The sequence below is a fragment of the uncultured Limosilactobacillus sp. genome, assembly GCF_934202235.1.
Classification (GTDB): domain Bacteria; phylum Bacillota; class Bacilli; order Lactobacillales; family Lactobacillaceae; genus Limosilactobacillus.
In genome coordinates this window covers 39,476-51,803 of record NZ_CAKPXS010000005.1, presented here as the reverse complement: position 1 = coordinate 51,803, position 12,328 = coordinate 39,476, and the positions used below count along the sequence as shown (strand labels likewise).

Here is a 12,328-nt window from a genome sequence, read left to right as displayed (position 1 = left end):
TCCGCCAAATGGCACAAAAAAAGAACCAGGCCGCTTAAGCCTGATTCTTACCCATCAACAGGATTTGACAAAGAGCCGTTTTTTGCTGTGTAACGAGTGGTTAATAGTCACCATCCATGATTGAATTTTTAACAATAACGTAGTCCACTTTGGTGATGGACTTGAGATCGCGCCCACCGGCGTAAGAAATGGAGGACTGGAGGTCTTCTTGCATCTCCTGGAGAGTGTCAGCGATGGAACCCCGGAAAGGAACCAGCATCTGTTTGCCTTCCACGTTGCGGTAAGCACCCTTTTGAATTTCGGAGGCTGACCCCCAGTACTGCTTATATTGCTTGCCATCAATGGTGATGACGTTACCCGGCGACTCGATGTGACCCGCCAGCATCGAACCAATCATGACCATCGAGGCACCGAAGCGGACAGACTTGGCAATATCCCCATTGTGGCGGATCCCGCCATCGGCGACCAGTGGTTTAGAAGCAGCCTTGCTACACAAGCGGAGAGCTGCGAGTTGCCAGCCACCAGTTCCAAAGCCGGTTTTGAGTTTAGTGATGCAGGCCTTGCCCGGACCAACACCAACCTTCGTTGCGTCAGCGCCAGCGTTTTCTAAGTCACGAACAGCTTCAGGAGTAGCGACGTTGCCAGCCGTCACGAAGCTATTTGGCAGCTGTTGTTTAATATATTGGATCATCTTAATGACGTAATCGGAGTGACCGTGAGCAACGTCAATGGTAATGTATTCTGGCATCAAATGTTCGGCTTTTAGCTGGTCGATAAACTCATATTCACTATCCTTAATTCCTACCGAAATGGAGGCAAAAAGACCACGCTCCTGCATTCGTTTCACGAAAGCCAGCCTGGTTGCCGGTTCAAAGCGGTGCATGACGTAGTAGTAACCATGCGCAGCCAGCCAGGTAGCAAGTTCTTCGTTAATAACACTTTCCATGTTGGCCGGTACCACGGGGATCTTAAAACGACGGGGGCCAAATTGGACACTCGTGTCCGCTTCTTTCCGACTCTTAATGACACACTTATTAGGAACGAGTTGGACATCATCGTAATCAAAAGTTTTCATCGATTAAACCTCTCTTTTTCCTTGTTTAACCACCAGCTATTATCTCCAAAGCAGGGGAACCCGTCAAGTTAATTGACCGTACATTTTCGAAAAAAGTTCCGAAAAAGGTTCGGAAAAGATTGAATCTCTGGCTAAAGTTCGGTAAAATCATTGGGTAAGTATGGTCTATTTTTTAATGAGGTGAATTAAATGTCTGCAGTTGTGATCGTTGGTAGCCAATGGGGCGACGAAGGTAAGGGGAAGATGACCGATTACCTGAGCCAGGAAGCTGACGTTGTCGTTCGTTCCCAGGGAGGGAACAACGCGGGGCACTCGATTGTTTTTGAAGGAAAGAAGTATGCTCTGCGGCTAGTACCGTGCGGGATCTTTGGCTCGAAGAAGCTGGCGATTATCGGTAATGGGGTCGTTGTGAACCCGAAGGCACTGCTGGATGAAATCCACTACCTGAACGAGAACGGGATTAACACGGATAACTTACGGGTATCCAACCGGGCTCACATTACCATGCCGTACCACATCGTCTTTGATGGATGTGAAGAAGCGGCGAAGGGGAAGAATAAGGTTGGCACGACCAAGCGGGGAATCGGTCCTACTTACATGGACAAGGTTTCCCGGATTGGGATCCGGATGTGCGACCTGCTGGAGCCCGACGTTTTTGAGGCTAAGCTGCGCCGCAACCTGGAACTGAAGAATGCTATTTTAACGAAGGTTTATGGTCACGAAGCACTGCGGTTTGACGATATCTACAATGACTACCTGGAATACGGGAAGGAATTGAAGAAGTACGTTGCCGACACGTCGCTGTTGATCAACGACGCGATGGATAAGGGCGAAAAGGTGCTCTTTGAAGGTGCCCAGGGGACAATGCTGGATATTGACGAAGGGACTTACCCATACGTTACCTCATCCAACCCGGTTGCTGGTGGTGCTGCTACCGGGGCCGGTGTGGGGCCAAACCGTTTGGACACGATCGTCGGTATCTGCAAGGCTTACTGTACGCGTGTCGGTGCTGGTCCGTTCCCAACGGAGTTAAATGACGAAATTGGTGACCGCATCCGTGAAACGGGCCATGAATACGGTGTTGTTACTGGCCGGCCACGCCGGGTTGGCTGGTTTGATTCCGTTGCAATGCGTCACGCTTGGCGGGCCGATGGTCTGACTTACCTCAGTTTGAACCTGCTGGATGTTTTGTCAGGTTTCAAGACAGTGAAGATCTGTACAGCCTACGAACTTGACGGCAAGCAGATCGATTACTACCCAGCCAGTCTCAGTGAGCTGCAACGTTGCAAGCCGGTCTATGAAGAATTACCGGGTTGGGATGAAGACATCACGAAGGCTAAGAGCTGGGATGACTTGCCGGCAAACGCCCAAAACTACCTGAAGCGGATTAGCGAGTTGTCACGGACGCCACTGGCGACGGTTTCTGTTGGTCCAGACCGTGACCAGACAATTATCCTTCATGACTCGTGGGACAATTAGTTAGTTGACTTTCCACTCTTTGACGCTTACACTAGGACTAATCAAACCTTTAAATTAGTCCAGTGAGGCTGAGAAGGATGCTTAAACGTTAGAAATACCCACCTTCCAGCACACGACTGGAAGGTGTTTTTTCTACTTGAGGAGGAGTGAACGAACATGGCCCATGAAATTGTTGATGGTTCAAGTATGCAGCGGGCACTGACGCGGATTACTTATGAAATCATTGAACAAAACAAGGGGGTTGAAAACCTTGTCTTTGTTGGTATTAAGACCCGCGGAATTTACCTGGCAAAACGGCTTACTAGCCGGATGAAACAGCTGGAGGACGTAACTGTTCCGGTGGCTTCATTAGATATTACCCTGTACCGGGATGACCGTCACCGTCCGGACCACCACCGCGAACCGGAAGTGAAGACGACAACCCTGGATGTTGATATCACGGATAAGCACGTGATTCTTGTTGATGACGTCCTCTTTACTGGCCGGACTGTCCGGGCGGCGTTGGATGCATTGATGGACATTGGCCGCCCCAAGCGAATTTCGTTGGCAGTCTTAGTTGACCGGGGACACCGTGAATTGCCAATTCGGCCGGACTTCGTTGGGAAAAACATTCCGACGTCGACGAACGAAACGGTTCACGTGGCAGTTGAGGAATACGACGGTCACGAAGGAATTTCAATTGAATAATTAGCAAAACCATTTAACTGACCCCAGAGAGGGCAAAACGGTGTGCTTTTTTGACATCAGTTTACCCGGGGTAGACTGGTGTTTTTTTGTGGGTTGTCCACGGAAAGGAAGAAAAATGCAAAACGAACGGTTAGCAGTTGAGTTGCCAGGTCTTAAACTCAAGAACCCGGTGATCCCGTCGAGTGGTTGTTGCTGGTACGGGCAAGAAATTGCCAAGCAATATAATTTGAACGTCCTGGGATCATTGGTTTTGAAGTCGACCACCGCTCAGCCACGCAAAGGAAACCCGAAACCGCGAACTTGTGAAACAACGGCCGGCTGGTTAAACGCCAACGGACTTAACAACGTCGGGGTCAAGAACCTCGTGGCAGAAAAACTCCCCTGGCTGGGGGTCAACTATCCTAACTTGCCGGTGATCGGCAGTGCAGCTGGTTTTTCCGAAGAGGAGTACGTTGAGGTGGTTCATGAAATGAGCCAGTCACCATTCGTTAACGCCATTGAGCTCAACGTTTCCTGCCCGAACGTTAAGCACGGTGGTTTGGCCATGGGTACCGACCCAGAAGTAATCGAACGCCTGACAAGAGCTTGTGTTGCTGTCTGCAAGGTGCCATTGTACGTTAAGCTAACGCCAAACATTACCGACATTGTGCCAATTGCCCAGGCGGCTGAACGGGGCGGGGCTGCCGGTTTGACGATGATCAATACGTTAACTGGGTTAGCAATTAACTTACGGACTCGCAAGCCAGTGCTGAGCAACGTTACCGGTGGGTTATCAGGGCACGCGATTAAGCCGATCGCTCTCCGGATGATCCACCAAGTACGGGCGGTTTCCGATATTCCGATTATCGGTGTTGGTGGGGTTGAAAGCGCTGAGGACGTCTTAGAAATGATGATGGCCGGCGCCAACGCCGTCGAAGTCGGTTCAGCCAGTTTCCACGACCCACTGACTTGCCCGAAGATCATCGCTGAACTGCCGACGGTAATGGACCACTATGGAATTAACAAGTTAACTGATTTATGGGAGGTAAAGTTCTAATGCGCCGTTTTGAACCAATTGTTGCCATTGATGTGGCAACGAAAGAAGAAGCTACTTCACTGTTAGATAAGTTAGCCGTTGACCCGCAGACCCGCCCGATTGTGAAAATCGGGATGGAACTTTATTACGGCTACGGTCCGGAAATCGTTCGCGAAGCACAGGCACGGGGCTTTGCTGTTTTCTTGGACCTCAAGCTCCATGACATTCCAAATACCGTGAAGCGGGCAATGGTCGCCGTTGGGAAACTTGGTGTTGCCTTGACGACTATCCAGGCTGCAGGCGGCAGTGAGATGTTGAAGGCCGGGTTGGCCGGTTTGAAGGAAGGGGCGGTACAGGCAGGGGTGAAAGTACCTCACCTCCTGGCCATTACTCAGTTGACCTCGATTGACGAAACGATTCTCCACGACGAACAGTATGTTGACCTGAGCCTTATCGAATCTGTTCAGAATTACGCCCGGCTTGCTAAAAAGTGTGGGCTACCCGGAGTCGTCTGCTCCGCTAAAGAAGTGCAGGCAATCAGGGAAGTCGTTGGTGATGACTTCCTTTGCATCACCCCGGGAATTCGGCCCAACCAGAATGTCCATGATGACCAAAAACGGGTAGTGACCCCCGCGCAGGCTCATGACTTAGGCAGCAACGGGATTGTTGTTGGCCGACCAATTACCCGGGCCGCAAATCCGGTAGGAGCCTACCAGCAGATCCGTGACCAGTTCCTGGCTGGTGATCCTGCCGAAGTCCCTGCGGGGATGGAAACCACTGCCAGGGATGATCAGGTAGCGGCGCAGGTGGCTGCCGACTTGTTGAACATTAAGGCCGTCACGCTTCACCCTAGCCAGCCCTTTACCTGGGCCAGTGGGCTTCATTCACCGATTTACACGGATAACCGCCTAACAATATCTTATCCAGCGGTACGGCGTCATATCTTCCGCGGCATGGCGGCGTTAATTAGCCGTTACTTTAACGCTGCTGAAGTAATCGCTGGGACCGCGACGGCCGGGATCCCTCACGCCTCGTGGGTAGCAGACGAGTTGAACCTCCCACTGATTTACGTTCGCTCGAAGCCAAAGGATCATGGGCGCGGGAAGCAGCTGGAAGGGGTGCTCAAGCCAGGGCAAAAGGTCGTTGTGATCGATGACCTGATTTCCACTGGCGGGTCTGTTCTCAAGGCTGTGAATGCAGTCCGCAAGGCCGGCGGGGAGGTAATCGGTATCGTTTCCGTCTTCACTTACCAACTGCCAGCTGCCACTGCCAATTTCAAGGCGGCGGGCTTGACCTACCATTCGGTCACCAACTACACCAAGCTGATTGAAACAGCAGAAGCACAACAACTAATTTCCAGTGATGAACGGCAGTCACTACATGCCTGGCGTCAGGATCCCCAAGCCTGGTCAGATGCTCACTAATTTTGATTAACCATCACACTAAAACCGTCAATTCGTTTTTAACGGATTGGCGGTTTTTGATGTTGACAGGAAAAAGAAAAGTGATATAGTTAATTATGCAAGTAACTAACCGAATAAGTGAGGAGGTGGCAGCCGTGCACTTTAGTTTTGATCAAACGTCGCCAATCTATCAGCAGATTGCGGCACAACTGGAAGAAATGATTTTTACTGGCGGGTTCAAAGAAGGGAGTCAAATTCCGTCGACTAATGAACTTTCGCGAGAATTACATATTAACCCAGCGACAGTCTTGAAGGGGATGAACCTGCTGGTGGATGCGGGGCTGTTAGAAAAACATCGCGGGATGGGAACCTTTGTTAGCAAGGGGGCTCACGCCCAGGTGGTTGAAGAACGACGGAAGAGTTTTTATGACGAGTACGTTGTTAATGTAGTTGATGAAGCCCGCAAACTGAACCTCAGTGAGGAGCGGTTGATTGGCTTGATTAAGAGGGGGTACGAAGAAGATGGACATGCTGAAAATTAGTCACGTGGCAAAGCATTTCGGAAAGAACCAGGTATTAAAGGATGTTAGCTTTGACTTGGCGCCAAATAAGATTTATGCCTTGTTAGGCCGCAACGGGGCGGGTAAGTCAACGCTGCTCTCCATCATGATTGACGCGCTGCGGGCTGACCAGGGGACCATTAAAATGGGTGACCAGCCGATCAAGGATAACGATGCACTGCTGGGCAAGATTTACCTGATGAGTAGTGAATCATCGCTGGATAATGTGATGTTCCAGCGCTACCTCAAGCTTAAAGACATTTTCAAGACGAACGAATCACTTTATGGCGGCTTTGATTGGGATACCGCCGGCCAGTTGGCTAATGAATTTGGTATTTCATTAGATGTTGCCTACTCCAAGTTATCCACCGGTCAAAAAACGATGGGTAAATTAATCCTGGCGCTCTGCCTGCCGGTTGACTACGTTTTCCTGGATGAACCTGTGTTAGGGCTGGATGCCAACCACCGTGACCGGTTCTATCAGGAACTACTGAAATCGTACAGTCAGCGGCCACGGACGTTTGTGATTTCAACCCACTTAATTGATGAAATTGACCAGCTCGTCGAACACGTCCTCGTGTTGGATGAGGGCCGGATTGAGGTGGACCAACCAACGGATGCACTATTAGACCAGTGTTTCTTAGTTTCCGGGCCGGTGAAGGCGGTTGACGAATACATTCACGACCTGCGGGTAATTCACCACCAGACCCTTGCTAATATTAAAACGGCCTATGTTTTTGGCAAGTTAAACGACCGGCAGGAAATTCCGGATACCGTCAAGGTCGAACACTACGACCTACAACATCTCTTCATGTACATTACTAATGATCGGGGGCTTCAAAATGCGTAAAACAAAATCACTAGTGACCTATAACTTGCTGAGTTGGGGGATTTTTATCAAATGGTTCCTGATTTGGCTGATCGGCTTCAACCTCTTATTTGTGGTGATTGGCCTGTTTACCCATGGCTTTAGCATGGAAGGAGCTACCGGTGGCTGGGGCGCACTGGGCGTCCAGATCCTCCAAACAATTGAAGGGGTAACGATCCTGGCAACCTTTGCCTACGCCTTTGTCGCCCAGTACTCGGAATTCAAAATGGCGATTCATGGCGGTGTTTCACGTGAAACAATGTGGAAGGCCCACCTCGCAACCCTCGCTATTGGGATCCTTGCTAGCTGGATTTTCTGGATGATAGCAGACTTTTGTAGCAGTCGCCTGGATCATACGACGATCTTCAACCCGTGGTACGTCCTACTCACGTTGCTCTTCTTCGCATTGAGTTTCAACGCCCTGGGGTCGATGTTCGCGCTCTTCAACCGTCGCGGGAAGATCATTTTAGTCTGTGCCTTGATTGCTGGTTTTGTTGCCTTTGTAATGTTGATGGCGCAACTAGTCATTCATACCGCGAGCTTCTGGGAAAACCTGGTTATGAACCTCAGTAGAATGGGGACAACGGGAATCTCAATTGTTGGCTGGGTCATTTATGCCTTATGGATTCTCTTTACCCTCTGGTTATCCTACTTCTGCAGTAAGCGGCTGCAACTTCGCCGCGACTAATGATTTCTCAAAGCAAAAAGGGGCTGTGACATAAGCTCCCTTATCTACACTAAAAGTTAACAGGCGGTACAACAATGGCCCCTAACGTTCTGGCAAAGCCGAACGCTAGGGGCCTATTGTTGCTCGCTGGGGCGTGACTACGAAGTCATAAATGACTTCTGTCACGCTCCCTTTTTATGTTGGTTTAATTAATCGTTATCACCAAAGTGATTCTGATAGCTGCGCGGCAAGTAGTGAGCTGCCGCTAATAGTTTTTCTGACCGTTCATCGGCAGCGTAGAAGTCTTTCGCACCAATCAGGTGACGGAAGTACATCATGTTATAGATTAAGGTAAAGACCATTCCTGGCCACGGGTAAGATGCCCAGATGCCTAGGTGAAACATTTGCGCGCCGAGCACGTAAATCAGATCCCAAACCACCATCATCGCGAAGTTATACCAGTCACCACGAAAGAGGGCTGGTAGCGGCCCAAAGAAAAAGGTCGTCCAGGAAATGCCGACCTTGGCGATCCGAATCTCTCCGCGCTCGTTACGAATTTTCGCGTAGTTAGGAGGAATGGGTAACTGGTTAAACGGATTGTTGGGATCGTTAGGATCCTGGTTATTAAATGGGTTTTGCATCGTAATTCCTCCTCTTGTGTCGGTAAATATTGTAACATATCCAACCCCAGCAGCCTAATGAGTGCGACTACCGCCGACGCAACTTAACGACCGCTTCACAGCGCGGTGTTTGCGGCATCATGTCGACCGGTTGGATATACTCAACCCGGTAAGCGCGTGTTAACTGGGTCAGGTCGCGAGCCAGTGTTGCCATATCACAAGAAACGTAGGCCAGCTTGGCCGGCTTGACTTTCAGGATCGTGTTAATTAACTGGCGGTCCAGTCCTGTCCGTGGCGGGTCGACGACGAGCGCGGTAAATTCTCGACCTTCGCTTTGCCACTGGGGGAGGAGGTCTTCAGCAGCCCCCACCTCGTAGGTGGCGTTATTGATGCCGTTTAACTGGGCATTGGCATTAGCATCAGCAACCGCTTCGGGAATTGTTTCCATCCCGTAAACCTGCTTGACCCGGCTGACCAACGAGAGACCGATAGTCCCAACACCGGCGTAGGCATCAATTAAAACATCGTGAGAGTTGAGTTCCAAGGCCTTGGCGGCTTCTTCATACAACGTTTCAGTCTGGTAGGGGTTGAGCTGAAGAAATGAACGGGCAGAAAGGCGGAAGTCAAGGCCCATTAGCGATTCGGTCAAGTATTCGTCTCCCGCCAAGTGAATCATCTGATTTCCCCAAATGAGCGGCGTATCTCCCGGGTTGACGTTTTGCATGATGGAAACGACGGACGGCAACTGTTGCTGGATTTGGGTAATGAGCTGGTGCTTATGGATCAACTTGGGAGTATTGGTAATCAAGGTTAACTGGCACTGACCACTTTCCTTGGCTTCGCGGACCACGACGGTCTTAATAATCCCGCTATGGTTAGCTTCATCATAAACCGGGATGTGTAACTCCTCAATCAGCTGGGTGACCGTGCGGATAACTTTCATCGTTGTCGGCATTTGAACAGCACAGTCCTTCATCTCGACAAGGTCATGGCTGTTGGCCTTGTATAAACCAGCAGCAATGTGACCGTCAACTTCACGGACCTGGAACTGGGCCTTGTTACGGTAACCATACTGTTTTGGCGAAGGGAGTGTCGGCTTGACGGCGAACTTTTTGTAAGCGTGCGGCTTGTACTTATTGAGGGCATCAAAGACGACTTGACGTTTAAACTGAAGCTGCTGCTCATAAGCGAGGTTTTCTAACTCAAAGCCGCCGGCAATGCCGGCATAACTGTCGCGGGGTTCAACCCGGTATTTGCTGGTTTGACGTAGCCGGTGAATCCGCCCCTCTAAGTAACGGGGGTGAACTTTCGTGATGGTCGCGACAACGACTTCGCCGGGGAGGGCACCAGGGACAAAGCACACCTTGTGCTTGAAGTAGCCAATCCCCTGACCGTTGACACCAAGCTTGCGAATTGTCAGTGGAACCCGGTCACCAATGGCTGCTACTGGAGCGGTTGTTTTGGGCCGTTTGCTTTGTCGGCGGTAGTAATGACGCTGTTCTCTCATAAATTTCTCCCATCTTTTTGGCAGACGGGCGAACCCGTCGTTTACTAACTCACATATCTTAACATACTCTGCTAAAAAGACAGAGTAAACCGTTTCACACCGCCGATTGAGCGGTGAATAAAGCAGGGCAACGTTGTATAATAAATGACAATGTAATAACCTTTTTTGCCACTGAAACTTAATGATCTGAGAAAGGAGCCTGATGAGGTGAAAGTAGTCGCTATTGGCGGATCTAGCGCACCGCATTCTTACAACTTAATGCTGCTCAATTACATGAAGAAACACTTTCCTGACCTAGAGATGTCAGTCACCAGTGCGCGGGGGCTGCCGCTGTTTAATGAGGATCAAAAGCTCCCGGCCAGTCTGCAAAAATTAACGGACGAGATCAACGCAGCTGACGCTGTGATTATTGCCTGTCCCGAGTACAACCACTCGGTAACTTCGACGCTGAAGAGTGTCATTGAATGGCTCTCTGCTAGTGTTCACCCGTTACACCACAAGCCAGTGATGCTCGTTGGGGCCTCTACTCACGTGCAGGGCGGCGCCCGTTCGCAAATTCACGTGCGCGACATCCTTTTGTCGCCAGGTATCCAAGCGGTAGTCTTTTCCGGTGAAGAATTCTTCCTGGGCAACTGCCGTCAGGCCTTTGATGACGATGGTAACCTGAAGGATAGCGGGACGGTGAAGTTTCTCGAACAGTGTGTTGACGAGTTCAGTCATTTTGCGACGGTTGTTAACCGTGCGGCAAAGGAGGCAGCGGAATGAAGTTTGTAGCAATTGTGGGAACCAATGCCCGGTTATCATATAACCGGAAGTTACTGTACTTCATGAAGAAGCATTTTCGGCAGGCAGCCGAAATTGACGTGATCGAGATTGGCAACCTCCCACCATTTGCCAAGGACACCCCGACCAATGATGCTATTTACTCGCTTAAGCAACAGGTTCGCTTGAGCGACGGGGTGATTTTCTCGACACCGGAGTATGACCATGCCATTCCGGCGGTTGAAAAGAACGCAATTGAATGGTTGACCTACCATTGCGATGTGCTGGTCCACAAACCGGCGATGATTGTCGGTGCTTCATATGGCAAGCAGGCCTCTTCACGAGCCCAGGTCCAAATGCGGCAGATTTTGATGGCTCCAGACTGTAACGCGGCCATTATGCCGGGCAATGAAGTACTGATTGGCAACGCGATGAAGGTTTTTGATCATCATAACCTGCTGACCAACCAGGACGATATCGACAACCTAGAGCAGTCCTTTATGGAGTTTGTTAGGTTTGCAGACATGATCAACGACGAAACAAGGGAGGAAGAATTTATGGCCACAAAAGAACCATTTGTTGATAATGCGTACGTTAGTTTTCCAACCGGGCGGTTGAGCCTCAAAGAAATTCAACAGATTTTTGAAGCTTTACCGCTAGAGCTCGACTTGGTGGACGCAAATGATAACTTTGTCTGGTATACCCACGATGGTGACCGGATTAATGCCCGGGACGTTCGGCAGCTGAGTGAGCCAATTTCAGAATGCCACCCGCCAAAGGCATTGGTTCACGCTCAGCAGGTTATCGATAGTCTCCGCAGGGGGATTGCCGACGTTGTTCCGTCAGCGTACATGGACAGTGGTCACCGGATTATGACCTGGTACATTGCTATCCGCGATATTGATGGCCACTACTTAGGGACAATGGAAGTTAGTCAGAAAGTGGACCAGATTGTCGACCTCTATAACAAGGGCACCTGGGGCCAGCCAGCAGGGCCGGCTATGGCCGCTGATACCACTGATGATGGGACAACTGGCGCTTCGGATGCGTCTACCGGGGCTTCTGATAGCGACACCGATGCCGATACTGGTGCATCCGAGTCGGGTACTGATGAAGATGCTGACGTGACTGCTGATGGTTCCACTGGTGCTTCCCAGGGTGACGACAACACCGATAATTAACAAAGTGAAATAATTGCGGGATCACAAAACCCGGTTTGCTGAAAGTTGCAAACCGGGTTTTTAATTGCTACCTGATTGTTAAATTCCGTCACCATCTACTGGCTCAGTTTGAACATGCCGGTGATGGAACATCCGCGTTGCCTGCTTACTAGTGGCGATAAATTTTTCGCCCAGTTCAGCCGGTGAGGATTTTTGCCAGTCACCCGCAACGCAGATTTCCAGGAGAGAACCGACGTTGCAACCAGTAACCACCGCAATCTGGGGATACTGCCGAGTTAGGAGGACGGCCTGTTTATAAGGGGTCCCGCCAAATAGATCGCAGAAGAATAAGGCTTGTTCGTCCGCTTTTAACAGGGCGGTAAACTTATCTTGCAGCTGTTGTTCATCCATCTCGCCGGTAAAGTCAACGAAGGATAAACCCGGCAGATTGCCGGCCAATAGTTTGATGTTGGACTGAATACCACTGGCAAATTTGCCGTGGCCGCTAACGATAATCTGCATTAA

13 protein-coding genes and 1 pseudogene are annotated in these 12,328 nt (G+C 50.3%); 10 read left to right on the top strand and 4 right to left on the bottom strand.

The genetic code is table 11. The annotated features are described in order from the left end of the window. Positions 1-100 precede the first annotated feature (100 nt). Positions 101-1,075 carry a GMP reductase gene (locus Q0E49_RS01730; RefSeq protein ID WP_295746027.1) on the bottom strand — a complete coding sequence of 325 codons (975 nt, stop codon included), beginning with the start codon at positions 1,073-1,075 and terminating at the stop codon, positions 101-103. Positions 1,076-1,264: 189 nt separating this feature from the next. On the opposite strand from Q0E49_RS01730, the gene Q0E49_RS01725 reads away from it, so the two are divergent. The 8 genes and pseudogenes from Q0E49_RS01725 (at position 1,265) to Q0E49_RS01690 (ending at position 7,775) form a co-directional block, all read left to right on the top strand. Further along, positions 1,265-2,554, top strand: coding sequence for an adenylosuccinate synthase (locus tag Q0E49_RS01725; protein ID WP_295746023.1), 1,290 nt, complete (start codon positions 1,265-1,267; stop codon positions 2,552-2,554). 156 nt (positions 2,555-2,710) lie between these two features. Next, positions 2,711-3,241: a bifunctional pyr operon transcriptional regulator/uracil phosphoribosyltransferase PyrR gene (gene pyrR, locus Q0E49_RS01720; protein ID WP_295746019.1), complete on the top strand. Its 531-nt coding sequence runs from the start codon at positions 2,711-2,713 to the stop codon at positions 3,239-3,241. A gap of 115 nt (positions 3,242-3,356) precedes the next feature. After that, positions 3,357-4,277 carry a dihydroorotate dehydrogenase gene (locus Q0E49_RS01715; RefSeq protein ID WP_295746016.1) on the top strand — a complete coding sequence of 307 codons (921 nt, stop codon included), beginning with the start codon at positions 3,357-3,359 and terminating at the stop codon, positions 4,275-4,277. Further along, positions 4,277-4,993, top strand: a pseudogene (pyrF, locus tag Q0E49_RS01710) (orotidine-5'-phosphate decarboxylase); the annotation flags it as partial. The gene Q0E49_RS01715 and the pseudogene pyrF, both read left to right, overlap by 1 nt. A gap of 30 nt (positions 4,994-5,023) precedes the next feature. Further along, positions 5,024-5,680, top strand: coding sequence for an orotate phosphoribosyltransferase (gene pyrE, locus Q0E49_RS01705; protein WP_295746036.1), 657 nt, complete (start codon positions 5,024-5,026; stop codon positions 5,678-5,680). Positions 5,681-5,814: 134 nt separating this feature from the next. Beyond that, the gene (locus Q0E49_RS01700; protein ID WP_295746013.1) at positions 5,815-6,201 is read left to right on the top strand and encodes a GntR family transcriptional regulator; all 387 of its coding nucleotides are present in this window, start codon (positions 5,815-5,817) and stop codon (positions 6,199-6,201) included. Further along, positions 6,182-7,069, top strand: coding sequence for an ABC transporter ATP-binding protein (locus tag Q0E49_RS01695; protein ID WP_295746010.1), 888 nt, complete (start codon positions 6,182-6,184; stop codon positions 7,067-7,069). Before Q0E49_RS01700 ends, Q0E49_RS01695 begins: the two co-directional genes overlap by 20 nt. Then, complete coding sequence (locus Q0E49_RS01690; protein WP_295746007.1) at positions 7,062-7,775, top strand: hypothetical protein; 714 nt, start codon at positions 7,062-7,064, stop codon at positions 7,773-7,775. Before Q0E49_RS01695 ends, Q0E49_RS01690 begins: the two co-directional genes overlap by 8 nt. 188 nt (positions 7,776-7,963) lie before the next feature. Here the strand turns inward: Q0E49_RS01690 and Q0E49_RS01685 are convergent, their stop codons facing one another. After that, complete coding sequence (locus Q0E49_RS01685; RefSeq protein ID WP_295746004.1) at positions 7,964-8,395, bottom strand: hypothetical protein; 432 nt, start codon at positions 8,393-8,395, stop codon at positions 7,964-7,966. Positions 8,396-8,462: 67 nt separating this feature from the next. Beyond that, a complete protein-coding gene (rlmD, locus tag Q0E49_RS01680) occupies positions 8,463-9,881 on the bottom strand; it encodes a 23S rRNA (uracil(1939)-C(5))-methyltransferase RlmD (protein WP_295746001.1) in 1,419 nt (472 codons plus the stop codon). 207 nt (positions 9,882-10,088) lie between these two features. On the opposite strand from rlmD, the gene Q0E49_RS01675 reads away from it, so the two are divergent. Beyond that, on the top strand, positions 10,089-10,646 hold the full coding sequence (locus Q0E49_RS01675; protein ID WP_295745998.1) for an NADPH-dependent FMN reductase: 558 nt from the start codon (positions 10,089-10,091) through the stop codon (positions 10,644-10,646). Next, a complete protein-coding gene (locus Q0E49_RS01670) occupies positions 10,643-11,824 on the top strand; it encodes an NAD(P)H-dependent oxidoreductase (protein WP_295745995.1) in 1,182 nt (393 codons plus the stop codon). Before Q0E49_RS01675 ends, Q0E49_RS01670 begins: the two co-directional genes overlap by 4 nt. Before the next feature lie 78 nt (positions 11,825-11,902). Here the strand turns inward: Q0E49_RS01670 and Q0E49_RS01665 are convergent, their stop codons facing one another. Beyond that, a complete protein-coding gene (locus Q0E49_RS01665; RefSeq protein WP_295745992.1) occupies positions 11,903-12,325 on the bottom strand; it encodes a PTS sugar transporter subunit IIA in 423 nt (140 codons plus the stop codon). Between the last annotated feature and the right edge of the window lie 3 nt (positions 12,326-12,328).

What these genes read in the sequence shown, in the direction of transcription:
- Q0E49_RS01690 (WP_295746007.1), top strand. Translation starts at nt 7,062, where the DNA reads ATGCGTAAAACAAAATCACTAGTGACCTATAACTTGCTGAGTTGGGGG.
- Q0E49_RS01685 (WP_295746004.1), bottom strand. Translation starts at nt 8,395, where the DNA reads ATGCAAAACCCATTTAATAACCAGGATCCTAACGATCCCAACAATCCG.
- Q0E49_RS01730 (WP_295746027.1), bottom strand. Translation starts at nt 1,075, where the DNA reads ATGAAAACTTTTGATTACGATGATGTCCAACTCGTTCCTAATAAGTGT.
- rlmD (WP_295746001.1), bottom strand. Translation starts at nt 9,881, where the DNA reads ATGAGAGAACAGCGTCATTACTACCGCCGACAAAGCAAACGGCCCAAA.
- Q0E49_RS01670 (WP_295745995.1), top strand. Translation starts at nt 10,643, where the DNA reads ATGAAGTTTGTAGCAATTGTGGGAACCAATGCCCGGTTATCATATAAC.
- pyrR (WP_295746019.1), top strand. Translation starts at nt 2,711, where the DNA reads ATGGCCCATGAAATTGTTGATGGTTCAAGTATGCAGCGGGCACTGACG.
- Q0E49_RS01725 (WP_295746023.1), top strand. Translation starts at nt 1,265, where the DNA reads ATGTCTGCAGTTGTGATCGTTGGTAGCCAATGGGGCGACGAAGGTAAG.
- Q0E49_RS01665 (WP_295745992.1), bottom strand. Translation starts at nt 12,325, where the DNA reads ATGCAGATTATCGTTAGCGGCCACGGCAAATTTGCCAGTGGTATTCAG.
- Q0E49_RS01695 (WP_295746010.1), top strand. Translation starts at nt 6,182, where the DNA reads ATGGACATGCTGAAAATTAGTCACGTGGCAAAGCATTTCGGAAAGAAC.
- Q0E49_RS01715 (WP_295746016.1), top strand. Translation starts at nt 3,357, where the DNA reads ATGCAAAACGAACGGTTAGCAGTTGAGTTGCCAGGTCTTAAACTCAAG.
- pyrE (WP_295746036.1), top strand. Translation starts at nt 5,024, where the DNA reads ATGGAAACCACTGCCAGGGATGATCAGGTAGCGGCGCAGGTGGCTGCC.